General features: G+C 42.9%; 19 protein-coding genes. 13 read left to right on the top strand and 6 right to left on the bottom strand.

The features are described from left to right. Window position 1: 1 nt before the first annotated feature. Entirely contained in the window at window positions 2-940 is a 939-nt protein-coding gene (trxB, locus tag PQG45_RS05375) for a thioredoxin-disulfide reductase (protein WP_316070403.1), read from the bottom strand. Window positions 941-1,055: 115 nt separating this feature from the next. Between trxB and PQG45_RS05370 the strand changes: the two genes are divergently transcribed. After that, the gene (locus tag PQG45_RS05370) at window positions 1,056-2,312 is read left to right on the top strand and encodes a cation:dicarboxylate symporter family transporter (RefSeq protein WP_316070402.1); all 1,257 of its coding nucleotides are present in this window, start codon (window positions 1,056-1,058) and stop codon (window positions 2,310-2,312) included. Between the two features lie 13 nt (window positions 2,313-2,325). Beyond that, window positions 2,326-4,602 (top strand): NADP-dependent malic enzyme, encoded by a 2,277-nt coding sequence (locus tag PQG45_RS05365; protein WP_316070401.1) that lies wholly within the window; start codon window positions 2,326-2,328, stop codon window positions 4,600-4,602. Between the two features lie 35 nt (window positions 4,603-4,637). Here the strand turns inward: PQG45_RS05365 and PQG45_RS05360 are convergent, their stop codons facing one another. Together PQG45_RS05360 and PQG45_RS05355 are read right to left on the bottom strand one after the other, a co-directional pair. After that, the gene (locus PQG45_RS05360) at window positions 4,638-6,479 is read right to left on the bottom strand and encodes a M61 family metallopeptidase (protein WP_316070400.1); all 1,842 of its coding nucleotides are present in this window, start codon (window positions 6,477-6,479) and stop codon (window positions 4,638-4,640) included. Beyond that, window positions 6,457-7,653 carry an ABC transporter permease gene (locus PQG45_RS05355; RefSeq protein ID WP_316070399.1) on the bottom strand — a complete coding sequence of 399 codons (1,197 nt, stop codon included), beginning with the start codon at window positions 7,651-7,653 and terminating at the stop codon, window positions 6,457-6,459. The genes PQG45_RS05360 and PQG45_RS05355 overlap by 23 nt, the downstream gene beginning before the upstream one ends. A 31-nt stretch (window positions 7,654-7,684) precedes the next feature. On the opposite strand from PQG45_RS05355, the gene PQG45_RS05350 reads away from it, so the two are divergent. Together PQG45_RS05350 and guaA are read left to right on the top strand one after the other, a co-directional pair. Next, on the top strand, window positions 7,685-8,881 hold the full coding sequence (locus PQG45_RS05350; RefSeq protein WP_316070398.1) for an exo-beta-N-acetylmuramidase NamZ family protein: 1,197 nt from the start codon (window positions 7,685-7,687) through the stop codon (window positions 8,879-8,881). 59 nt (window positions 8,882-8,940) lie between these two features. Further along, the gene (gene guaA, locus PQG45_RS05345) at window positions 8,941-10,464 is read left to right on the top strand and encodes a glutamine-hydrolyzing GMP synthase (protein WP_316070397.1); all 1,524 of its coding nucleotides are present in this window, start codon (window positions 8,941-8,943) and stop codon (window positions 10,462-10,464) included. Window positions 10,465-10,916: 452 nt separating this feature from the next. Here guaA and pepT read toward each other — a convergent pair whose 3' ends face one another. Continuing rightward, window positions 10,917-12,185: a peptidase T gene (gene pepT, locus PQG45_RS05340; protein WP_316070396.1), complete on the bottom strand. Its 1,269-nt coding sequence runs from the start codon at window positions 12,183-12,185 to the stop codon at window positions 10,917-10,919. A 179-nt stretch (window positions 12,186-12,364) separates the two neighbouring features. On the opposite strand from pepT, the gene PQG45_RS05335 reads away from it, so the two are divergent. Further along, window positions 12,365-13,627 (top strand): citrate synthase, encoded by a 1,263-nt coding sequence (locus PQG45_RS05335; RefSeq protein WP_316070395.1) that lies wholly within the window; start codon window positions 12,365-12,367, stop codon window positions 13,625-13,627. Window positions 13,628-13,710: 83 nt separating this feature from the next. Further along, window positions 13,711-14,205 (top strand): septal ring lytic transglycosylase RlpA family protein, encoded by a 495-nt coding sequence (locus PQG45_RS05330; RefSeq protein WP_316070394.1) that lies wholly within the window; start codon window positions 13,711-13,713, stop codon window positions 14,203-14,205. On the opposite strand, the gene PQG45_RS05325 is transcribed toward PQG45_RS05330, so the two are convergent. Further along, window positions 14,202-15,401, bottom strand: coding sequence for an OmpA family protein (locus PQG45_RS05325; protein WP_316070393.1), 1,200 nt, complete (start codon window positions 15,399-15,401; stop codon window positions 14,202-14,204). The genes PQG45_RS05330 and PQG45_RS05325 overlap by 4 nt on opposite strands. A 2-nt stretch (window positions 15,402-15,403) precedes the next feature. Further along, window positions 15,404-16,051 (bottom strand): 7-carboxy-7-deazaguanine synthase QueE, encoded by a 648-nt coding sequence (locus PQG45_RS05320; RefSeq protein ID WP_316070392.1) that lies wholly within the window; start codon window positions 16,049-16,051, stop codon window positions 15,404-15,406. Between the two features lie 94 nt (window positions 16,052-16,145). On the opposite strand from PQG45_RS05320, the gene PQG45_RS05315 reads away from it, so the two are divergent. The 7 genes from PQG45_RS05315 (at window position 16,146) to PQG45_RS05285 (ending at window position 24,576) form a co-directional block, all read left to right on the top strand. Continuing rightward, window positions 16,146-16,451, top strand: a complete 306-nt coding sequence (locus PQG45_RS05315; RefSeq protein WP_316070391.1) for a hypothetical protein — start codon at window positions 16,146-16,148, stop codon at window positions 16,449-16,451. A gap of 1 nt (window position 16,452) precedes the next feature. Continuing rightward, window positions 16,453-18,369 (top strand): NAD(+) synthase, encoded by a 1,917-nt coding sequence (gene nadE / locus PQG45_RS05310; RefSeq protein ID WP_316070390.1) that lies wholly within the window; start codon window positions 16,453-16,455, stop codon window positions 18,367-18,369. Between the two features lie 5 nt (window positions 18,370-18,374). Beyond that, on the top strand, window positions 18,375-19,133 hold the full coding sequence (locus PQG45_RS05305; protein ID WP_316070389.1) for a type III pantothenate kinase: 759 nt from the start codon (window positions 18,375-18,377) through the stop codon (window positions 19,131-19,133). Window position 19,134: 1 nt separating this feature from the next. Beyond that, complete coding sequence (locus tag PQG45_RS05300) at window positions 19,135-20,184, top strand: agmatine deiminase family protein (protein WP_316070388.1); 1,050 nt, start codon at window positions 19,135-19,137, stop codon at window positions 20,182-20,184. Then, on the top strand, window positions 20,177-20,875 hold the full coding sequence (locus PQG45_RS05295; RefSeq protein ID WP_316070387.1) for a hypothetical protein: 699 nt from the start codon (window positions 20,177-20,179) through the stop codon (window positions 20,873-20,875). Before PQG45_RS05300 ends, PQG45_RS05295 begins: the two co-directional genes overlap by 8 nt. Before the next feature lie 67 nt (window positions 20,876-20,942). Then, entirely contained in the window at window positions 20,943-23,204 is a 2,262-nt protein-coding gene (locus tag PQG45_RS05290; RefSeq protein ID WP_316070386.1) for a peptidylprolyl isomerase, read from the top strand. Between the two features lie 13 nt (window positions 23,205-23,217). After that, entirely contained in the window at window positions 23,218-24,576 is a 1,359-nt protein-coding gene (locus PQG45_RS05285) for a peptidylprolyl isomerase (protein ID WP_315575148.1), read from the top strand. Window positions 24,577-24,811 lie beyond the last annotated feature (235 nt).

The following is a 24,811-nucleotide window of genomic DNA, read 5'->3' as shown; positions in this document are numbered from 1 at the left end:
TTTAGTGTAAATTGCTGGCCGCCAACCATCTTTCGGCGTCCAAAGCTGCCATACAGCCACTTCCTGCTGCCGTAACGGCTTGTCGGTACGTTGTGTCCTGCACATCCCCACAAGCAAAAACACCTGGGATATTGGTACGTGAACTTCCTTTTTCTGTGATTAGGTATTCTTGCGCATCCATGTCCAATTGGCCTTTGAAAATGCTTGTATTCGGTTGGTGACCAATCGCCACAAAGAATCCTGTCAAGGCAATTTCTTCGGTAGCATTCGTCACATTATTTTTAATGCGGATTCCCGTTACGCCATTCGCATCTCCTAGAATTTCTTCTGTTTCTGAATTCCAATGGATCGTAATCTTGGGGTTATTTTTTACGCGTTCCTGCATGATTAGTGAGGCGCGCATTTGGTCTCTACGGACAATGAGGTGTACCTGCGTACATAAATTCGCTAAATAACTTGCTTCTTCAGCGGCTGTATCGCCGGCACCTACGACAGCAACGGTCTGGTTGCGGTAGAAGAATCCATCGCACACAGCGCAAGCCGAAACGCCCAAGCCATTGAATGTTGTTTCCCCTTCTAAACCCAACCATTTGGCAGATGCTCCTGTTGCGATAATGACAGAATCAGCCAAGATTTCGGTCGTATCATCGATCCAAACTTTCTTGGGTTGGCTTGTGAAATCTACCTTTGTTGCCATACCATAACGCACATCCGTTCCGAAACGCTTCGCTTGATTCTCTAAATCAACCATCATGGCCGGGCCGTCAATTCCATTCGGGTATCCTGGGAAATTATCCACTTCGGTAGTTGTGGTTAATTGGCCACCTGGTTGGCTCCCTTGATACATGATAGGCTGTAAACCTGCACGTGACGCATAAATTGCAGCGGTGTAACCCGCTGGACCCGAACCTATAATTAGGCACTTGATGGAATTTGACATAGGTAAAAATTGGAATAAAATGAGTCTGCAAATTTCGGTAAATAAGCTTACAATCGCAAACCTCGAATTTCTCCTTTTTGTTCCTTACATTTGTTAGACAACCTCACTTTAACGTATGATTGGTAAAAATATTACACGTAATCTGACATTTTGGGTTCTGTTGTCTATTCTCTTGGGTGTCATTGTCGGCCACTTTTTCCCAGCATTAGCCTTACATGCGGTTTTGGATGAGAAAATCAGTTATAATTTTCTGGGAACTGAAATTTCGATTGGTAAGAGTTTAAGTGAATTTCTTTCGGGTGTATTTATCAGCCTGGTAAAATTGTTTATTCATCCCATTATTTTCTTGACGATTAGTTTAGGGATTGTCAATATGGGGAATTTGAAAAAGGTCGGTCGCGTAGGGGGGAAAGCCTTGTTGTATTTTGAAGTCGTAACGACATTAGCATTAATTATCGGACTGGGTATCTCATACCTTTTGACTCCAGGTGAGGGTGTGATTCGTACGGACGTTGCTGGTGGGGATATTACGAAGTTTACTCAAAAAGCCGCGGCGTTTAGTTGGCTTATCTTTTTAAAAGAAAACTTCACCATTCAGGTCTTGGGTTTCTCTTTGTTTTTTGGCACATTTTTGAATGTCGTGCGTGGAAAAGCACGCATGATTTCCGGTATGCAACAAGCCGAACATTGGGTATTCTGGGGTTTGAAAAAGGTGATGTATTTAGCTCCACTAGGTGCTCTGGGTGGCATGGCCTATACCATTGGTAAGTTTGGGATTCATTCCTTATTGCCTCTTGCCAAACTAATGGTTTCCGTGTATGCTACGATGGGGATATTTATTTTTGTTGTGCTGGCGCTCATTATGCGTAGTTGCGGAGAACGAATTACGACATTCTTGAATTACATTAAAGAAGAATTATTGATCGTTTTGGGGACTTCTTCCTCAGAAGCGGCCTTGCCTTCCTTGATGAAAAAATTAGAACGCATGGGCTGTTCTAAATCAGTAGTTGGACTCGTTGTCCCGGCGGGTTATTCATTCAACCTCGATGGGACGAGTATTTATTTGTCCATGGCCACCTTGTTTTTAGCACAGGTCTATGGAATTCAATTGAATTTCGAACAATTATTGACCATCATCGGTGTTTTGATGGTGACTTCCAAAGGCGCTGCCGGGGTAACGGGTAGCGGTTTTGTCGTATTAGCATCGACGCTAAGCGCCTTGCAAGTGATTCCCTTGGAGGGGCTTGCCTTATTATTGGGCGTCGACCGATTTATGTCGGAAGCTCGCGCCATCACCAATTTTATTGGAAACGGGGTAGCCACCATTTGGTTAGCCAAACACGAAGGAGAATTTCATCAACCAGAAGCCTAATTTATAAACATTTATGCCCACTTCATCCATTTTAAAACAAGACGCTCTCGAATACCACGCTGGTGGGAAACCGGGAAAAATCGAAGTCAAGCCCACTAAATCAACAGCCACCCAACGGGATTTATCCCTCGCATATTCACCGGGTGTTGCGGAACCCTGTTTAGAGATTGCAGCCAACATTGAAAAGGTGTACGATTATACAGCCAAAGGCAATTTGGTTGGTGTAATTTCCAACGGTACCGCCGTGCTCGGCCTAGGGAACATCGGTCCCGAAGCTAGTAAACCGGTCATGGAAGGGAAGGGGGTGCTTTTTAAAGTATTCTCCGACATCGATGTATTTGATTTGGAGCTTGCTTGTACAGACCCCGATCAGTTTGTGGAGACGGTAGTCAATTTAGAACCAACGTTCGGAGGAATCAATTTAGAGGATATCAAGAGTCCCGAGTGTTTTGAGATCGAGGATAAGCTGAAGAAGCGTCTGAAGATTCCGATCATGCATGATGACCAACATGGCACCGCGATTATATCTTCTGCTGCTTTAATTAATGCCTTGGAGATTGTAGGGAAAAACATCGAAGAAGCTCGCTTTGTCATATCGGGCGCAGGTGCTGCTTCGATTTCATGTGTGAAGCTCTATTTGAAATTAGGCGCTCGCATTGAGAATTTCTACATTTTTGATAAAGATGGTTTAGTTTCCAAAGACCGCACCGATTTGAACCCTTACCTGGCACCGCTGGCAGGACCTGCTGGTCATGCGGTTACCTTAGCCGAAGCCATGCAAGGGGCTGATGTGTTTTTAGGTTTGTCGGTAGGAAATATTTTAAAGCCTGATATGGTAGCCACAATGGCTGCTCAACCAATCGTTTTTGCCATGGCGAATCCAACGCCAGAAATTGGTTATGAGGAAGCGAAGGCTGTGCGGGTGGATCTCATCATGGCAACCGGTCGTTCGGATTTTCCAAATCAAGTGAACAATGTCTTAGGATTTCCATTCATTTTTCGAGGTGCATTGGATGTGCGTGCTACGGAAATCAACGATGAAATGAAATTGGCCGCTGCGAAAGCGTTGGCTTGTCTGGCAAAAAAACCCGTTCCGGATATCGTGAATTTGGCCTATAATGAAAAGAGCTTGAGTTTTGGGCCTGATTACATCATTCCCAAACCCGTGGATCCACGTTTAATTACGACTGTTTCGATGGCCGTTGCCAAAGCCGCCATGGAATCAGGTGTCGCTACCAAGCCGATTGCCAACTGGGAAGCCTATGAATTGCAATTAGCCAAACGTTTAGGTTTGGATAATCAAGTCATGAAGTTTATCCTGAAACGTGCGAAGAGTAAACCGAAACGTATCTTATTCGCGGATGCGGAGAATTTGAAGGTATTGAAAGCGGTCCGTGAAGTACTTGACGAAGGGATTGCTAAACCGATCTTATTAGGTTCTCGTGTAAAGATTCAAGCGATTTGTGATGAAAACCATTTGGATTTAGGGGATACCGAAATCATGGATTTTAAACATGCGGATAATGCGGATCTTGTTGCTGAATTTGCCGAACTGTTCTATGAAAAACGCAAGCGTAGAGGCGTGACGCGCTGGGAGGCCAACAAGCAAGTGCGTAAGAGTAATTATTTTGCTGCCATGATGCTGGAGACCAATCGGGCAGATGGTGTCATTTCAGGTTTAACGAAAAACTATCCGGAATCTATCCGTCCAGCCTTGCAGATTATTGGCAAGCAAAAAGGCGTCAAAAAGGTGTCGGGGATGTACTTGTTATTATCTCAAAAAGGTCCACTTTTTTTCTCGGACACGACGGTTAATTTTGATCCTACTGTAGAGGATATCGTGGAAATTACCGAGTTGACCGCGAAAGCCGTGAAGCGCTTTAATATCATTCCACGGATCGCTTTGTTGAGTTACTCCAACTTTGGTTCTGCCGATGGCGCGGATGCCATCAAAATGCGTCAAGCAACACAAATTTTACAGGAGAAACATCCGGATTGGATTATCGAAGGGGAGATGCAGGCACACTTAGCGTTTGATAAGGAGTTGCGCCAACAAAATTATCCTTTTGCAGCATTAGGCAACGATACGGCGAATACCTTGATTTTCCCGAATCTATCCGCGGCCAATATTGCTTATAATCTATTGAAAGAAGCGGCTGATATTGAGTACGTGGGTCCAATTCTATTGGGACTTGGTAAACCAACTCATATATTGCAATTAGGCGCTAGCGTCCGAGAAATTGTCAACATGGTCGCCATTGCGGTCGTCGAAGCACAATCGCCTCAATAACCACAAGAATCCTCGGCAAATTCGCCGGGGATTTTTTATTGCATCCAATTGTTACGAAACTCTAATTGCGCTTTGCTAGGATTTTTTACAGAACGAATAGCTTGTCGGCTAGCTTGTTGAATTACAAAATAAGGTGCTTTCAAGTGCACGGTTTGATAAGTTCCATCTTCTCCTTTTCGAGCCACATCCCAAGCCAGCGTGTCACCGGCCTGAATGATTTGAAGGATTTTCTGGGTGTTCTTGACAAAATTTTCAATGTCCGTTGGCAAACCATTGATGGCGCTAAGCTCATCCTTTGCCTGCATGCCCATCATTTTCCCTAAAGAATTAATCGCAGAATTTGTTTGGATAATGGCCCGTTTGGTCTCAGAATTGATGGATAATCCCTGTGGGTCAAAACCTAAGGTTTTTGTATCTTCTAGTTGGTTTGCATCCCAAGTGTATCCCAAGGATTGTAACCATGTTTCCATGGGTAATGCTTTTGTTCCTGCCACATAGGAATCGAAAAAATCTTTTAAAGCCGGCAGTTTCGTGATTTGCACGATTTTATCAAAAAGTTGATCATCCTTGAAGGATTTAGTTGGTCCGTATTCTTTCGATAAGGCTTGTAACAACAGTTGATTATTCCATTTGCCTTGGCTCAGTTGGCGTAAAGTTAAATCCAATCCAAAACCAATCAAGGCTCCTTTTTGATATACGTTTGCATATTGATCCTTGTATTTACCTAGGACTTGCTTGCTCATGTTCGTAAAGGAAACATCTTGTTTGAATTGCATGTCCATCGTTTCTTTCTTTTCCTGGATGGTGCGGAAGAAGGCATCGCTATCAATCAATTTGCCTTGTAATTGCATGTGTTGTGCTGCATATTCGGTTAGGCCTTCATATAACCAAAGGTGTTCCGACATTTTGGGATTGATGAAATCAAAATTTCCGATTTCCTCTGAATGAACAGAAAGTGGGGTAATGATGTGGAAAAACTCATGGGCACATACATCTCGAATGGTTTGGCCTAATCGATCGATCGTTCCTTCTGGTAAATAGTAAAAAGAGGATTGACTATGTTCTAAGGCGCCATAACTCCCACCTTTTAAATTATCGGAAAGAACGACAAGGAATGCATAACGCTTTACGGGAAATTTGCCACCTAAGTAATTGCGTTGTGCGATCAATAGAGGCTTGATGTTGTCGGCGATTTGTTTCGAGTTGATGGTCTGGTTAGGCGAGTAAACCGATACCAAAATTTGCGTATCACCAAATTGCATGCTTGTCGTATCCGCTTCACTGTACAAAATGGGTGAGTCAACAAGGCTTTGGTAGTTTGCGCTCGTAAATACATCGCGCGTGCCTTTACCCGTATTCATTAACGAAGTGGATCCATATAAGTGATTCGGCCGATCAATCGAAACCTGTACGGGTAATGCCGACTGATCTTCTAAATAGCCTAAAAAACCATGTACATTAAATGCAATCAGAGAATCCGCTTGAATATTGGTTCCTGCCGGTTCAAAGATGTATTCGCCTTTAATTTCCGGGCTGTCCCAGGTATCGTTCACCTGATATTCCAGGTGGCTAATTAAGCTTGCTTGTTCAATCTGGTATTGATTGATGTTTTTTTGTTTGACAGGGAGACTTTTTCCATCCTTACTGATGGCTTTGAAGTCTTGAATGTATCTACCAAAATCGTAATTCGAATAGGTTCCTGGTACTTGTTTGGGAAACGAAAAAATGATGCTATTACTTTTTTGCGCGGGTAGGAATACTTGCACGGAGACACGATCATTTTGAATGTGTTTTAAATCCACTTGGTAGCGAATTCCTTGACCCCAGCTCGCTGTGTACACGAGGCACAACAGGCTAATTTTTATAATTAATCGCATCTTTTAATTCTAGTTTTTTAATTAATTGAGTTGGGATGTATATCATCAAACTCACCAGTAACATGGTACCTACGTTAACTGAAATCCACGTGAAGGCATCCCATTCGATGGGTACTGCCGACATGTAATAATTATCTGGGTCTAAGGGTATGAGTTGGTATGTCGCTTGAACATAACAAAAGCCCGCAGCGAATACATTTGCAAACGCTAAGCCGCGAAGTAAAATGAAGAAACCATTCCACCAGAAAATGCTTCGAATTTGCTTGTGATTAGCGCCCAATGCGCTAAATAGTCCAATCATCGGTACACGTTCCATGATGAGAACCCACAGCGTCGCAATGAGATTAAAACAAGCCACAAGCATCAATAAACTGATGAAAATGATGATGTTGCGGTCGAGCATTTTCATCCAATCGTACAGTGCAGGATATAATTCTTCACTTGTTTCTAATTTCCACTCATGTGGCAATGTAGTTAAGATCGATTGTGTTGAAACAGGTTTAGCCAGATGGATTTCATACGTTCCAATGGAATCTGCCGTCCATTGATTCATTTTTTGAACCCAGTTTCGGTCTGCTAGGACCATCAATTTGTCCATTTCTTCGAGCCCTGTTTCATAGATTCCGCTCACATGTACTTTGCGCGGTCTTTCCGGTTGGCTTAAAAAATAGAGTACCAAAGATTCGTCAAGTTTGACCTTTAATTGTTTCGCTAAACTTTTACTGAGAATAATATCTTGTGGCTTGTTGATTTGGGCACTGCCCTCCCGCATATTCGCTTGAATTTGGGTTTGCGGCATATCGGATCCGATGCCTTTGATGACGATTCCCGACATATTTTTTTTGCCCACGATAATTCCTGGCTTTTGAACATGTGCTTGCAAGTGGTCGACGCCGTCCATGGAATTAATTCGTTTTTCCCAGGCGAGATTACGCGTCATGGGTGATTCCGAAAGCGAATGATTGGCTGATATTTGACTGATACGGATGTCGCCAGAAAAGCTGATCATCTTGTTGAGGATGGCTTTTTTGAATCCAAATAGAATCGAAAAGGCGATTAGAATGATTCCCGCACCCAAGGCAATTGTCCCGATGCCCACGTAGGTCACTGTCTTGGAAAAAGAGGTGTCTTGCGTGCTTCGAATTCGCCTAGCTATAAATAATGGGAAATTCACCGGTTTCTTATTTCTAAATTTTATCGGATATTTGGTCAATCTAAACCAACGCGCAAAGAAAATGGGATTGCTTCGAAACTACAAACTTATCCTCGTATTGTTTTTGGGTATTAGCCAAATCGCTCATAGTCAAATTATTCCTGGCGCTTATCACACGGAGCAATACCTTCACCTGTTGAAAGGCAAGCAAGTTGCTTTGGTCGTAAATCACACATCTGTGATTGGTAAAACGCATTTGGCAGATAGTTTATTAGCCCTGGGAGTTCAAGTGAAACGCATTTTTGCCCCCGAACATGGTTTTCGAGGTACTGCGGACGCAGGCGCACACATTGACAATGAAGTGGATGCTAAAACGGGATTGGCTTTAGTTTCCTTATATGGAAAGCATAAGAAACCGACTCCAGAGGATTTAAAGGGAATCGATGTCGTTATTTTTGATATTCAAGATGTGGGCACACGTTTTTATACCTATAGCTCGACGCTTTTATATGTGCAGGAGGCTTGCGCGGAAAACAAGGTTAACTTATTGGTCTTGGATCGACCAAACCCCAATGGGCATTACGTGGATGGGCCGGTGTTAGACCCAAGCCGATTCGCCTCTTTTGTTGGCCTAACGGCCATTCCTGTTGTTCATGGCTTAACGATGGGCGAGTATGCCCAAATGCTGAACGGCGAAGGTTGGCTAGCTAATAAAGTAAGATGTGACCTACAGGTAATTCCTGTTTCATCGTATACACACAAAAGTGTCGTGCATGTTTCCATTGCACCTTCACCTAATTTACCGAATGATCAGTCGATCGCCTTATATCCATCTTTGTGTTTGTTCGAGCCGACGGTTGTGAGTGTGGGCAGAGGAACAAATACCCAATTTCAGGTAATTGGTACACCAAATTCCGCGGCAGGGGAATATACCTTTACTCCAATGCCCCTTCCGGGTGCGATGGATCCACCCTTGAAGGGTCAATTATGCTATGGAAAGGATTTACGCGATGTAGCTACCTGGGATATGGGATTTAGTTTGAGCTATTTGATGGAGATGTTTGAGAAGACCGGTCGGAAAGAAAGCTTTTTTACTTCTCCTTCCTTTTTCGATAAATTGGCCGGAACGGATGCTATTCGTTTAGGTTTACTTGCAGGTAAAACCGAGAAAGAAATTCGAGCGACGTGGGAGCCGGCTTTGAAGGCTTACAAAGAAATGCGGAAGCGTTACTTAATTTATCAAGATTAGTTTTCGGAATTTGCCTAGAAATTGCGACCTTTGCCGTTTATTTTTAAGCAAAAGGCTTTATGGCGGAAAAAATTATTATCCTCGACTTTGGTTCTCAAGTGACGCAATTAATTGCGCGTCGTATTCGTGAGGCACAAGTATATTGTGAAATTCATCCTTTTAACCACATTCCTGAAATCGATGATTCGGTGAAAGGGATTGTTTTATCTGGAAGTCCATGTTCCGTTCGTGAAGAAGATTCTCCACGTGTTGATTTGAGTTTGTTTGGCAGCTTACCTATTTTAGGTATTTGCTATGGTGCTCAATTGTTGGCTCATCAAGGAGGAGGCTCCGTTCAAAATTCAGGACACCGTGAATACGGTCGGGCACATATGACGAGTGTGAAGGAAAGTCCTTTGTTGAAGGGATTATCTGCTACAGGCCAGGTTTGGATGTCACATGGTGATACGATCATGGAATTGCCTGCTGAATATGAGTTAATTGGTTCGACAGAAACAGTTCGTGTGGCAGCATTTGCACACGTTTCAAAGCCGATCTACGGGATTCAATTTCACCCAGAAGTAACACACTCTACAGAGGGAAGTATTTTGATTCAAAACTTCGTGTTGGGTATTTGTGGATGTGCACCTACGTGGACGTCAGATTCATTTGTGGATCGTACGGTTGCTGAATTGAAGGCCAAAATCGGATCAGATAAAGTGGTATTAGGTTTGTCGGGAGGCGTTGATAGTTCCGTTGCGGCGGTATTATTGCACCACGCGATAGGCAAGAATTTATATTGTATTTTCGTTGATAATGGGCTTTTGCGCAAAGATGAATTTGAGCAAGTGTTGGAATCTTATCATACCTTAGGCTTGAATGTCAAGGGGGTAAATTCGAAGCAACGTTTCTATGATGCGTTGAAAGGATTATCAGATCCGGAATTGAAGCGTAAGGCGATCGGAAAGACCTTTATTGAGGTTTTTGATGAGGAGGCGCATTTGATTGAGGGTGTTTCTTGGTTAGGACAAGGAACGATTTATCCAGATAAAATTGAGTCGGTTTCCTTGAAGGGGCCAAGTGCGACCATCAAGTCACATCACAATGTGGGTGGTTTGCCGGACTTTATGAAGTTGAAGATTGTTGAGCCTTTAGAAGCTTTATTTAAGGATGAAGTTCGTTTGGTAGGTAAAACGTTAGGGATTCCACAAGAAATTTTAGGGCGTCACCCATTCCCAGGTCCGGGATTAGGTATTCGTATTTTGGGTGATATCACGCCAGAGAAGGTGGATATTCTTCAAAAAGTAGATGCCATTTTCATCAATGGATTAAAGTCGGAAGGTCTATATGACCAAGTGTGGCAAGCAGGTGCTATCTTGTTGCCAGTTCAATCCGTGGGTGTAATGGGCGATGAACGTACGTATGAGCAGGTAGTTGCCTTGCGTGCGGTAACGAGTGTGGATGGTATGACGGCCGACTGGTGTCATTTGCCTTATCCGTTCTTGGGTCGTATATCGAATGAAATTATTAACCAGGTCAAAGGCGTTAATCGCGTGGTGTATGACATTTCGTCGAAACCACCGGCAACGATTGAGTGGGAATAAGATTTGAAAGGCGCGATTTTCGCGCCTTTTTTGTTTTTTTTCTTTGGCAATTCTTCGAGGATTGCCAAAGTTTGTGGCGTTTTTCACGCCGATTCCCCAGGCTGAAGCCTGGGGTTATTAAAAGTGTAACCTCAGACTTTAGTCTAGGGACAAACGCCTAGCGTCTAATCGCCGTATTTCATGCGTCTCAAACTTTGGCAATCCTGGAAGGTTTGCCAAAGAAAATAGACGAGAGGTATCGTGTCTCTAATCGCCGCATTTCATGCGTCTCAAACTTTGGCAATCCTGGAAGGTTTGCCAAAGAAAATAGACGAGAGGTGTCGTGTCTCTAATCGCCGCATTTCATGCGTCTCAAACTTTGGCAATCCTGGAAGGTTTGCCAAAGAAAATAGACGAGAGGTGTCGTGTCTCTACAGTCCAACGTCCAACGACTAACGTCCAACGTCTAATGTCTAAAGTCCATTTTCAGCCACCAACCCCGCTAAATAAATCACAGTTTCGGTAGCCTTGTTCATGTCCTGAACGGATACCCACTCTTGCTTGCTGTGGAATGCATGCTCGCCTGCAAAGATGTTCGGGCAGGGTAGACCCATAAATGTCAAACGAGATCCGTCCGTACCACCTCGGATGGAGCGGGTCTCCGGATGTAAACCGGCCAAACGCATGGCTTCCATGGCGAAATCCATGCAATGGGGATGATGCTGAAGCACCTCATACATGTTTCGATATTGCTCTCTTTGTTCAAAACGCACAGATGAACGGGGATAATTTTTCAAAACCGCATGTGTGATTTGTTTTAATTTCTCCCCATATTCGATGAGTTTGCTCGTGTCAAAATCTCGAAGTATAAAATCGATTTGAGCTTCCTCAACACTGCCTGAAATGTCCGTCGGGTGAATAAATCCTTCCTTTTCCTCCGTTGTTTCTGGGCTAAACGTTTCTTGCGGTAAGTTTGCGATAATCTCAGCTGCAATTTTCAGGGCACTTTCCATGCGACCTTTCGCAAATCCCGGATGCTGGGATACCCCTTGAATGTAGATGTGAAAACTATCTGCTGAAAAGGTCTCATTTTCGAGGTGCCCACGTTTTTCGCCGTCAAGCGTATATCCAAACTGGGCGTTAATCTTCGCAAGATTAATGTGGTCGGCTCCTCGGCCAACTTCCTCATCGGGTGTAAATACGATCGTGATAGGTCCATGGGGAACTTCGGGATGTTGGGCCCAAAATGCCACCGCATCCATGATTTCGGCAAGCCCTGCTTTATTATCAGCCCCTAATAGCGTGGAACCACTTGCCGTAATGATGTCATTCCCCATTTGTTCGGATAAATCAGGGTGCTCTGTCAATCGGATGATGACGTTAGGGTCATCGGGCAAGATCAGGTCTTGGCCTTGGTAACTAGCGTGAACGATTGGTTTTACATTTTCTCCGGAACAATCCGGTGAGGTATCCATGTGGGAACAAAAGAATATGCCGGGTACCTCCTGAGGTACATTGCTAGGTAGAAATGCGTATACATAACCTAGTTCGTCTAATTCAGCATTTGAAATACCCAGATCAATGAACTCCTGCACCAAAACCTTTCCCAGATTTTTTTGTTTCGAAGTGGTAGGGCAACTCGAGGAAGTCGGATCGGATTGCGTATCAATTTGTACGTATTGAAGAAACCGCTCTTGCGCGCTAAAAGAGTAGCTTTTGAATAATTCAGAGATGAGAGCCATAAAATCAATATTTTTTGAAATATGCAAAGAAAAAATTGTGTTAATTAAATTTATTTTAATTGGATTAATAAAGGTAATCAACCTTTCAAAATATCGTATTATCTTAGAGGCTTGAATTTAAAGAACAGTACTAGGCTGTTTTAAATTGCTAGACCTTATACATTATATTTATTAAGATTATGTCTCAAAATGCAGTGATCAATGTGGATGGTAAGAGTTTCGAATTACCTACGTTAGCAGGTACAGAACACGAAAAAGCCATCGATATCGCCAAATTACGTGATTTGACAGGTTATATTACCTACGATCCGGGTTATAAAAATACAGGCGCGACGAAAAGTGCCATTACGTTTTTAGATGGTGAAGAAGGAATCTTAAGACATTGCGGGTATAGCATTGAAGAACTTGCCGACAAAGCTAGTTTCTTAGAAGTTGCCTATTTGTTGTTGCATGGTGAATTACCTACGCAAGCACAATTAGACGCCTTTGAAGCTGCTGTTCAAAAATATACCGTTGCTAATCAAGCTTTATTGAACATTGCGCAAGTTATTCCTACGTCAACGCACCCGATGAGTGAATTGTCTGCTTTGGTAGGTTTAATGGAAGGTCAATATTCAACGGATGAGAAAGAAGATAATATTTTACGTTTATTAGCTGCATTGCCAATTTTCGCTGCTTGGAATTACAAGAAGAGTATTGGTGAAGGCATCGTTGCTCCAGATCAATCCTTGGATTATTGCTCAAACTTCTTGAAAATGATGTTTGCGAAACCAGGTGAAGCATATGAAGTTAATTCGATTGTTTCCAAAGCGATGAATAAGTTATTGATCTTACACGCAGACCATGAGCAAAACTGCTCTACATCGACGGTTCGTTTGATTGGTTCATCTCATGCAAGTTTGTTCTCGAGTATTTCTGGTGGAATTATGGCTTTGTTTGGTCCGTTACACGGCGGTGCTAATCAAGCGGTTATTGAGATGTTGGAAGAGATTAAACAAGCAGGTGGTGACACAGCGAAGTTCATTGAAATGGCGAAGGATAAGAATTCGGGTTTCCGTTTGATGGGTTTTGGTCACCGTGTCTACAAGAATTTTGATCCTCGTGCGCGTATCATTAAGAAAGCGGCTGACGATGTGTTGAGTGCCCTTGGAGTACAAGATCCGATTTTAAAAATTGCTCAGGAATTAGAAGCAGCTGCGTTAAGCGATGAGTATTTCGTGGCACGTAAGTTGTATCCAAACGTGGATTTCTATTCAGGAATTATTTACCGTGCGTTAGGAATCCCAACAAACATGTTTACGATTCTTTTCGCGATTGGTCGTCTTCCAGGTTGGATTGCACAGCATCAAGAAATGATGACGAATAAGGAGCCAATCGGACGTCCTCGTCAAATTTATGTAGGTGCGACGCCACGTGCTTTTGTCGATATCAACAAGCGTTAATCCGCTTTAAGATTTGTTAAGAAGGCCCTCCATTGTGAGGGCCTTTTTGTTTTATCAACATTAAGGGGCTAATTTTGCCAGCTATGAAGCAAATAAAACATGTCTTCCTGCTAGGCTTGTTGGCCATCACGAGCCTTCACGCACAAACACAGCAAGGTCTCGGAACGTTTTACCACGTGCGCCATTGGGGGCACAAAACGACTTCGGGAGAACCTTATCATCCTTTTGTTTTTTCAGCGGCACACCGTACGCTTCCTTTCGGAACCTGGGTCGAAGTAGAATTTCCTAAAACGGGTAAAAAGACAATAGTTCGCGTGAATGACCGCGGACCATTCTTGCGTGGTGGGGTAATCGATGTCTCGAAAGTGGCTGCACAAGAATTAGGATTGGTATCTTATGGTATATCGAAAGTAAAGGTTCGTCCACTGAGTCAAGTGGAATTAACCGATTCGTTGCAAACCTTTCTATTGAAACGAGATTCCCTTGCTAAAGCAGAGCATCCTACACCGATACGCAAAAAGTCGAGCAAAAAGAAGAAAGCCAAAAAGCGCAAGGCCAAAAAACGCAAGAAGCGTTAATGCAAGATAATTTCAATCCGACGGTTTTGTTTTCGTTCCAAAGCTGTCGGATTTTTAATTTTAGGCATCGTGTTCCCAAATCCGATTGTTTTGATTCGGTCCGCGTGAATTTGATTTTGCATTAAATACATTTTGATGCTTAGGGCTCTTTTCTCAGAAAGCGTTTGGTTCTTTTCCGCGCCGCCAACTTCATCGGTGTGTCCTTGAATCTCGACTTGCTTAGCTGGATTTTGCTTTAAATAGCTCGCTAGTTGACGCAAACTCGCTGGAATGGAATCCAGTTGCCAAACATTGGTCTCGAATTCGATGTCATCAAATTTGATTTGCTCGAATACAATGCTTTGTTTGGGTTCCTCAAAGGTGGAATCAGGGATATATACGCGAACGATGCCTAAATCTTGTTGAGGTTTATTTAACCGACGTGAAATGTAATAAAATTCAGGCTTTTCACTCGGTGTTATCCCTGCATCGTGGTAATCTGTATTGATTTTTGTAATGGCTTTGGCCTTATTCTGCGCAATCGGGTATGTGATTTGATAAAAATCCAAGCCTCCTAAACCGCCTTTTTTGTTACTGGAGAAGATGAAGCGTTGTTTACTGCCCAATAAAAATGGCCCTTGTTCGTCCTCAGGGCTGTTGATGCTCGCGCCTAAGTTGACCGGGAATTTCCATTGCCCCATGTCATCTTTCTCGGATAGCCAAAGGTCTCTTTTTCCCAATCCTCCGGGCCTGTCTGATGCGAAAAACAGTTGGGTGCCATCATGGCTTAAATGCGGTTGGCCTTCCCAGTCGTGGCTATTCACGCGGAATCCTAGGTTTTTCGGCTTCGTCCAGGAGCCTTCAATCCATTTTGTTTCATATAAATCACAGCCTCCAAAGGAATTCGGATATTCGCAGCCTGAAAAGATCATATACAAGCCATCCGCTGAAAAGGTGGGCGTTCCTTCGTTGTTTTCTTGATTTAATTCCGTGATGGGTAGGGGAGTCTCAAAATGACCTTCCTTCCAGTTGGCATAATAGATTTCCTCATCCGAATTCATTTCCTTTCGAACCGTGAAGTACATTTTTTGTTGGTTCGGTAAAAATTGTGGAAAGTATTGCGTCCGATAGGCATTGATCACCGGGTCAGCGCTTACCAAGCTTGTCGAATCGTTAGGCTCAAATAAAGTCAAGAAAGGAATGAGCCAGACCAACATGCCTAAGGGATTTGTAGGAATTTATGTGTTTGAACCGAAATTTGCCAAATTGGATTGGCTTTTACAAATTCTACAATCAATGGATTCATGCTAACTTGCTTCGACCATTCCGGTTGCATGTATAAATGTGCGTTCGAATTAATTTTACTTGCCCATTCTTGCGCCCAAGCCACATCGGATGGGTGAAAAATTACCACCTTTAATTCGTGCACAAAGGGAAGGATTGCGGGATTCGGCTCTTTGAATTTCTTAGGTGAAAAACAAATCCAGTCCCATGTGCCCGTGAACGTCTCGCAAACGCCAGAAGTTTCTATGTGCGTGCGAAAGCCCGCTGCTTGAAAAGCTGCTGTCAATGGGTCTAAATCGTGCATCAAAGGTTCTCCTCCCGTAATGACAACTAATCTGCCGGGAAAGGCTAATGCTTCATTTAATAAGGTGTCAACCGACTTAAGGGGATGGATATCCACAGGCCAAGATTCTTTGACATCGCACCAGTGACAACCCACATCGCAACCGCCTAATCGGATGAAATAGGCAGCATGGCCTTGATATTTCCCTTCGCCCTGAATCGTGTAAAAAGATTCCATGACGGGGTATTCAAAATCACCTCTTTTTAAAACCGATTTTATATCTTTGGTGTTTAATTCCATATTGGCCTAAATTCGATGTAAAAATACGGGTTGATTTGTAATTTAACTAATTAGGATTCGTTCTAATTGATGAATGAATTCTTTTTGATGTTACATGGTACATAGAGATTTTTCCAGAACCTTTTTATTGCTAGTCTTAGGCTGTGTTTTTTGCCTTAGTTTGGCAGGATGCTGGTCGGCGCGATGCCCTCGTGCCACCTGTCATGTGCGTGTGGAACATCGTCATGGAGAAAATTATTACCGTCCGCACGAAGCTTTATCTTGGATGTGGACGCCGCGATATAAGCACGTTCGCTCGGTTTCTTATTCCGAATTGGCGAAAAAGGAATCCAAGCCCAAGCAATTATTGAATCGAATTTTTAAGCCTAGTCCTAAAGTTTCAGCCCAAAAGCCTAGATAATATGCCGAAAATTCATGTGGCCGCCGGAGTATTAAATCAAACCCCTTTGGATTGGGAAGGGAATTTTCAGCGCATACTTGGGGCGATTCAAGTGGCTGCGGATGCTGGCGCGAATTTAGTGTGTTTCCCAGAAATGTGTTTGACGGGTTACGGTTGTGAAGATCAATTCTTTTCGCCGTTTACGCAGGAAAAAGCACAAGAATATGTGCATAAATTGCTCGATTATTCGAAGGATACCGTTTTGTTGGTGGGTCTTCCACTTTCCTTTGAAGCCAACTTATACAATGTCGTTGCCGTTCTCTATCAGGGAAAAATACAGGCGTACATTCCCAAACAATTTTTGGCAAACGAAGGACTACATTACGAAGCCCGCTGGTTTAGCGCTTGGCCCGCAGGAATTCGAACGGTCATTCAAGGTATTCCGTTCGGTGACTACCGACTTGGATTAGGAGATATTTGTTTTGGTGTCGAGATTTGTCAAGATGCTTGGGAGGGGGAGAAGCGGCCGGCACATGCTTTAGCGAAACGCGGCGTATCATTTATTTGCAACCCGACCGCCTCGCATTTTTCATTTGGGAAATCGAAGGTACGCCAACAACTTGCTTTGGAGGGCGCATCGATTATTCAGGGGGCGTATGTATTTGCCAACTTACTCGGCAACGAATCGGGGCGAACGATCTTTGATGGAGATGCATATATTGCTCAGGATGGGAAGATTTTAGCACAAACGAAGCGCTTTTCTTTTCAGGATTCGCAAGTAATCAGCGCTACGATTGATGTCAATGGCTTTACATCGCATGCAGATGATTTGATTCAAATGGGTGCATTGTCGAGCCAAACAGCGAAGCCGATTGTTCCTGAAATTTCGACTTGGGAATCAACTAAATACATTAAAGAGGAAGAATTTGCACGTTCCATTGCCTTGGGCTTGTGGGATTATTTACGGAAATCGTACTCGTATGGATATGTTATTTCCCTTTCTGGTGGAGCAGATTCCTCCGCGATAGCTTCCTTATGTGCTTCTGCTATTCATTTGGCTGTGGAAGAATTGGGTTGGGCCGGTGTTCAAAAGCGTTTGGCCTTTATTCCTTGGATGAATACGTGTGCGCATGAAGCAGATTTATTGCGTCAACTGATGACCACAATATACCAAGGAACAGTTAATTCATCAGCGGATACGCGGATTTCAGCTGCAGCTTTGGCTGTTAGCATTGGAACTCAACATCACGAAATTGAAATAGATGCCTTGGTTCAAGGATATCGAAGTCTTATTGAATCAACAATCCAACGTCCTTTGACTTGGGAGCAGGATGATATTACCTTGCAAAATGTGCAGGCACGTGTCCGTGCCCCGAGCGCGTGGATGTTGGCCAATATCAAGAATGCCTTATTGTTAGCGACCTCTAATCGCTCGGAAGCCAGTGTAGGCTATGCTACAATGGATGGCGATACGTCGGGGTCGATTTCCCCGATTGCCGGTATTGATAAAGCGTATTTACGTACGTGGTTGCGTTGGATGGAGAAGGAAGGATTGGACGGTCTATGGCGGGTGGCAGGTTTGGCACATGTCAACCAATTAGAGCCGAGCGCAGAATTACGACCTTTGGATACAAAGCAGGTGGATGAGGAAGATTTGATGCCTTATCCGATATTGAATGCCTTAGAGCGTTGGTCGTTTTATGAACATCAAAGTCCTGCGGCTTGTTTCGAATCGCTGAAACGAGTTTATGGTGCGCAATTTAGTAGCGAACAATTGAATGGATTTATCCATCGATTCTTTCGTCTATGGGCTCGAAATCAATGGAAAAGAGAGCGTTATGCGCCAGGTTTCCATGTGGATGATTACAGTTTAGATCCCAAATCGTGGTTGCGATTCCCGATCTTATCGGCTGGTTTAGAAAAAGATTTACCACAATAATTTATATGCATTTAGTCGTTGACATTGGTAACACGGACATTGTCTGTGGATTTTATACTTCGGAGGGCTGGCAAGTTCATCTTCGCACTCCTACACATCAGCCATGGACGGCGATTCGTTTGGAACATTGGATTCAAAAAGAACTAGCGGAAAAGGGATTTGATGCTGTAAAAGTTGAATCTGTATTAATTAGTTCCGTGGTTCCGCCTGTGCTGATTCAAATTCAAAAAGGCTTAGAGCATTGGGTTGGTTTTCCTGTGAAAATCATGGGGCCCGACTTATATAAATCCTTGCCTGTAGAAGTGGTGAGTCCGGACGAAATTGGGGCCGATTTGGTTGCGAATTCCGTTTACGCACATCATCATTATGATGCGGAAGTCTTGATTGTAGATTTTGGTACGGCCTTAACGTTTACCTTGGTTGATCAAACGGGTAAAATGCAAGGTGTTTCGATTGCCCCAGGATTAAAGACAGCTGTGAAATCTCTTTTTTCTCAAACGGCCCAATTACCCGAAGTACCTTTGGAGATGCCGGTTTCCGCATTAGGATTTGATACGGTTTCGGCTATTCAATCAGGGATATTGTGGGGTTACGTAGGGATGGTAAAGGAAATGATTGCTCGCGTGAAGGCGGAGCGAAAAGTAGAGGTTAAAGTGATCGCAACTGGAGGCCTTTCGTCTATTTTGACGCCATTGGAGCAGTATTTTGATGAAGTGAACAAATTGATTACGTTAGAAGGCTTGCGGATTATTGCGCAATTATAAGATGAAAACACCGAAAGAATTAGGCTTTTATTTTCCTGCGGAATGGGATGCGCACGAGTCCACTTGGATTACGTTTCCGCACAATGATCATTCTTGGCAAGGCGATAAATTAGCAGATATGTATCCCGAATATTTTGCCTTGATTAAGGCTATCTCGGTTGGGGAAATTGTTAATATTCAAGTGAATGATGATCAGTTAGCTGCTTTTATTAAATCGCAATTAGCTGTTTATGGAATTGAAGAGTCGCAAATTCGTTTGCACATTCAGCCTACGAACGATGCTTGGTGTCGGGATCATGGACCTGCAATTTTGGTTAATCAATCCGGCGATGAACGTCTACTTGTTGATTGGGGTTATAATGCTTGGGGAGGAAAATATCCGCCATTTGACTCGGATAATGAATCTCCAACGCGCATTGCCTCGATTTTAGGCCTTAACAAAGTGATTCCAGGAATTATCATGGAAGGCGGTTCTGTTGATTTTAATGGGGCAGGGACGGTTTTGACGAGTCGCTCATGTCTGTTAAATCCGAACCGAAACCCACATCTAAGCCAAGCGCAAATCGAACAATATTTATGTGATTATTACGGTGTTGAGCAGGTTCTTTGGGTATCTGATGGGATTGTGGGGGATGATACCGATGGGCATATCGATGATACGGTTCGCTTTGTGAATGAAGATACGGTCATCGCCATGGTAGAGCCGAATGAGCAAGATGAAAATCATGCGGTACTAGCCCAAAATCTACGCGAGCTGCAAGCGATGCGCTTACCAAACGGTAAACCACTGAATATCGTCGAAATCCCGATGCCTGCTGCGGTTGTCATTGATGAATTCCGCGCTCCCGGTTCCTATGCAAACTTTTATATCTGCAATGCGGGCGTATTGGTGCCTACTTTTGATTGTGCACAAGATGCTTTTGCCTTGGAAAGGCTCGCACAATTTTTCACTGATCGTCCCGTTATAGGTCTTTCGGCGAAGAAAATTATTTGGGGACAGGGGAGTTTTCACTGCTTGACCCAACAAGAGCCAGCTGCTAAACATGCGTAAATTCGTTTATTTTCTTGCTTTGCTGTCGATGATTGCTTGTCGGCGAACAAGTATTCCACCTGTTTTGTCTACGACGCCTTTAGCAGTAAAACCTGCGGAAAGTCCTCGACAAGTTAATTTGAAGTTGGCCTCCATAACCGCCTACGATATTCAAGAGAATATGAATCTGAAAGATGAGCTTTGGGTGGAATACAATGTTGTGGCCATCAAAGACGGCAAAATTCTGCGTATGGAATCTGCGTCCCGATTTTTAGGAGGTATTCGCCAAGGGCAAAAAATAGCCTTGGATTCGATTCCTGCTTTGCGGATTCAGTTAAATCCTGGCGAGCAATTGGGCGTCCAAGTGTCTTTGTGGGAGTTGGATGATTATTCGAAAGACCAACATTTGTTGAAACAAGTTAACCAATGGGGTGGCATGTTGCAGATTCCCATGATGTTAGTCGAGTGGAGTTCCGTCAGTAATCCTGTTTCTTGGTTTTTGTGGGGTGCTCGATTAGGTAGTATTTGTTTGGATTATTGGTCGAAGCAGGACGGTCGGGATTTAATCGGGGTTTCTGAATTACAATGGGATTGGTCTGAAATAAAGAAAGGAAGATTAACCCGATTTAAACGCGGGAATTGGAAAGGCGGTCGGGCAGGATTGAATGCCTATCAGTATGCTTACGCCTATCGAATCCATGTAAATGAATAAAGAATTAGGCCGGTTAATTGCAGGTTTTTGTGTAATTTTGTCGACTTGTGTGTAATCACGTTAGAAAATGAATTTTAGGTTTCCCTTTAAATGCTTGCTTGGTTTATGTTGTCTGTTACCACTATCCTTGTGGGCACAGCAAGATGCGCCCATTCAACTGGGAAGCAAAAAGATATCTGCCGCGTTATTCGAGAAAGATTACCGTCGTTTATTGGAAAGTGATAGTATTAAGTCTGACAATAAGCAGAAGTTTTTATCAGATTACATCGATTATCAATTGAAGATTTTAGCGGCTGAAGATGCTAAAATTCCACAATCACCAGCATTTCAAGATGAATATCAAAGCTTCCGAAAAGAGCTTGCTAGTCCATATTTGATTGATGGGGAGAAGTCGGAGGCATTGGTTAAGGAAGCGTATCAGCGGTTGAAATTCGAGAAACAGGTGGGTCATATTTTGGTCAAATTGGCTCAAAATCCAAGCATTGCCGATACGCTGATTGCATATCAGAAAATTGATAATATTCGCAAACGTGTTTTGGCAGGTGAAATTTTTGAGGACTTAGCTAAGAAGTTTTCAGAGGATGATTTATCGGCTTTGAAAGGTGGAAATATTGGTTTTGTGACGAGTTTGCAAACGCAATATGCTTTTGAAAATGCCGTATATGCGCTTGAAAAAGGAGGGATCTCTGGAATCGTTCGAACTTCAGCCGGTTATCATTTGATTAAGATTTTAGATGTCCGGCCCAACCAAGGTAAGATTCGGTTAGCGCATATTTTGGTTTCTGTTCCCGTGAATGCGGCAACTAATCTACAAGTGGATGCGAAAAATCGCATTGATCAAGTACAGAAATACCTCGAAAAAGGGGATGAGTCCTTTGAATTGATTTGTAAGAATTATTCTGAAGATCCTTATTCGAAAGGTCGTGGTGGAGAATTGCGCCGGTGGTATTATTCTTCGGATTTGTCGGAGGAATTGCAAAGTAAACTATTCACCATTCAGCGTTTAGGGGATTACACGGAGCCTATTCGTACAAATCTCGGTTGGCAGATATTTAAATTATTGGATAAAAAGCCTTTATTGAGTTACGATGAAATGGCCGAATATTTGCGCCAAAAAGTTGTAACAGACCCAGAGCGTAGTGCCTTGATTCGTACTTCATTTATGAAGCGCGTGAAGTCTGAAAATAAAGTTGTGGTTCTAGAAGCAGCGGAGAAGCTCGCATTGGAGCGTTTTGCACAGGACCGAATCGGGGATGAGTATTATTTGAAAATGCCATTGTTGCAGGTGTCTGAAAAGACTTGGACGATTCAAGATTTTTATCAGTTTATTGTGGCCCAACAAAAGAAAAAATTAAAGGCCCTGGGTTATTTGCCTAGTATTACGGAGCGTACTTGGTTGGACGAATTCATCGATATTCATACGTTAGAAGAAGAAGAGAAGAATCTGGAAACAAAGTATCCTGCCTTTAAAGAGCAGATGCAGGAGTTTTTTGAGGGGAATTTATACAGCAAAATAATTGATCAGGAGATCTTTGAGAAGTCATTGGATAGCTTGCGCCAACAAGCTTATTTTCAGTCGCATGCAGCTCAATTTACGATGCCTGCTCGCATAAAGGCTAAAATTATTGACGCTGATACACCCAAGACCTTAGCAGATGGTCTGGAACTTTTGGGGAAATCTCCTTATCCGATGAATAAGCGATTGCCTGATATTGGTTTTGCTTTAGGACAGGTTGAAATGATTGAAGGAGCCAATAAGATTGCGCAAGAATTGTTTATTCTGATGGCGAAAAATCGCGATTATGTGATTGAACTCGCCGGTTATCAGGATGCCAGTGAAGCAGACACCTTGTCTGAGGCACGTGTCAATCATTTGGTGAGGTATTTAGTCAAAAAAGGAATTAGTGCTGCACGAATCATCGAGCGCGTGGAAGGTACCTTGAAACCTGTCTCAAAGACGGATAAAGCAAAAAATGCCCGCGTAGCCATCAAGTTCTATTCACAATCCATGGATGATGTGGTTAAGCGCTTTAATGCGATAAAGCCACAGAGTTTAATCGCTGAAGAAGGATATTTCATTAAGGGGCAAAATCCGCTCTTAGACGGTATTGCTTGGGAAGTGGGGAAACAAACGAAGGAATTGAATGGCCGACATATTTACTTAGAAATAAGTCAAATGGAGCCTGAGCGTTTAAAGCGTTTTGATGAGTCGCGGAGTTCGATTATTCGCGAATTACAGGTGCAATTAGAAAAGGATTGGTTAACGAATTTGAAGCAACGCTTTCCCGTGGTTTTACAAACGGAAGAGTTGAATCGCATCATGCAATAGAAAAATGAAATATATGAAATTGAAAGGGTATTTGTTGGGATTTGTCATGCTTTGTGCAGGAGCGAATGCACAGGCGCAAGAGGCGGAAAAGGGCACATTGATTGATAAAATTATTGCCAAAGTGGATAATCATTTTATTCTTAAATCGGAAGTAGAACAACAATACAGCCAGTATTTGACAAGTGGCCAGGCTAATACGCCCAACCGTTGTCAGATATTAGAAGGTTTGGTTGTGAATAAATTAATGTTGGCCAAAGCTGAAATTGATTCGGTCATTGTAGATGATAAGCGTATTGATGGCGAATTAAGCTCACGTATGGATCAAATGGAGGCACAATATGGTTCAGCGAAAAATATCGTTGAGGCCTATGGTAAGTCGATTGTTAACCTAAAGGAGGACTTACGTTTATCCTTGAAAGAGCAATTGACAGGCCGTAAAATGCAGGAAAAAATCACGAGTGATGTAAAAATTACTCCAAAGGAGGTTTCTGCGTTTTTTGCGCGTATCCCGACAGATTCCTTGCCTTATTTACCTTCCGAGGTGGAAGTAGGTCATATCGTACGTTTGGCTCAGCCCAACAAGACGCAAAAAGCGGAGCTGGTGGGTCGTTTGATGGATTACCGTCGTCGCATCGAAAAAGGTGAATCTTTTGAAGACTTAGCGAAATTATATTCAGAAGATTTAGGAAGTGGAAAGCGTGGAGGAGATTTAGGTTTTTCAAAGCGTGGTCAAATGGTAGCACCTTTTGAGGCGGCTGCGTTAAAACTGAAACCGAATCAATTATCCGATGTAGTAGAATCGGAATTTGGGTATCACTTGATTCAATTATTGGCCGTTCGTGGTCAGGAATATCATGCACGTCATATTTTGATTCGTCCGGATTATCAAAAGTTGGATTTGACTGAACCAACTCACTTTTTGGATAGTTTGCGTATCGTCATTCAACGTGACTCGTTGACGTTTGATAAAGCGGCACGTGCACATTCAGAAGATAAGTTGACGCAAGATGCGGGAGGATTAATGTTGGATATGGCATCACGCTCCACGCGCTTGCCCTTTGATGGTACGATGGAACCGGGTTTATATTTTTCATTGGATTCCATGAAAGTAGGTACCATCTCGACACCAATTCCATACCGGACAGATGATGGGCGTTCAGCCGTTCGTATTTTGTATTACAAGGCAAAATATGCACCCCATTATGCCAACTTGAAGGATGACTACCAAAAGATTGCCAACATCGCCTTAACGCGTAAGAAGAACGATGCGATTGAGGAATGGTTTTTGAAAGCCAAAGAGGATGTTTTCATCTTTATTGATGATGAGTATAAAGGATGTAATGTGTTGAGTGGAGGGGTGATTGATAATTAGGGGTGAGTTAAGAGTTAAGAGTGAAGAGGTAAGAATGAAGAGATACAAGTTAATAGAATATTGAGGGCGTAATTCGCGCCCTTTTTTATGGGCCATCAAAGTAAATTGATTCTTAATTTTATGTATGATTTGTGCTAATATTATAGATAGGATTTTAATTTTTTTTGAATTGAATATAAACAAAATGAGCCCGGAATATTTCCGAGCTCAAAATGATCAACCAATACAATTAGGC

The organism is Aquirufa regiilacus, assembly GCF_032470275.1.
GTDB classification, from domain to species: domain Bacteria; phylum Bacteroidota; class Bacteroidia; order Cytophagales; family Spirosomataceae; genus Aquirufa; species Aquirufa regiilacus.
The sequence above is the reverse complement of the archived record's forward strand: the minus strand, read 5'-3'. Positions and strand labels throughout refer to the sequence as shown.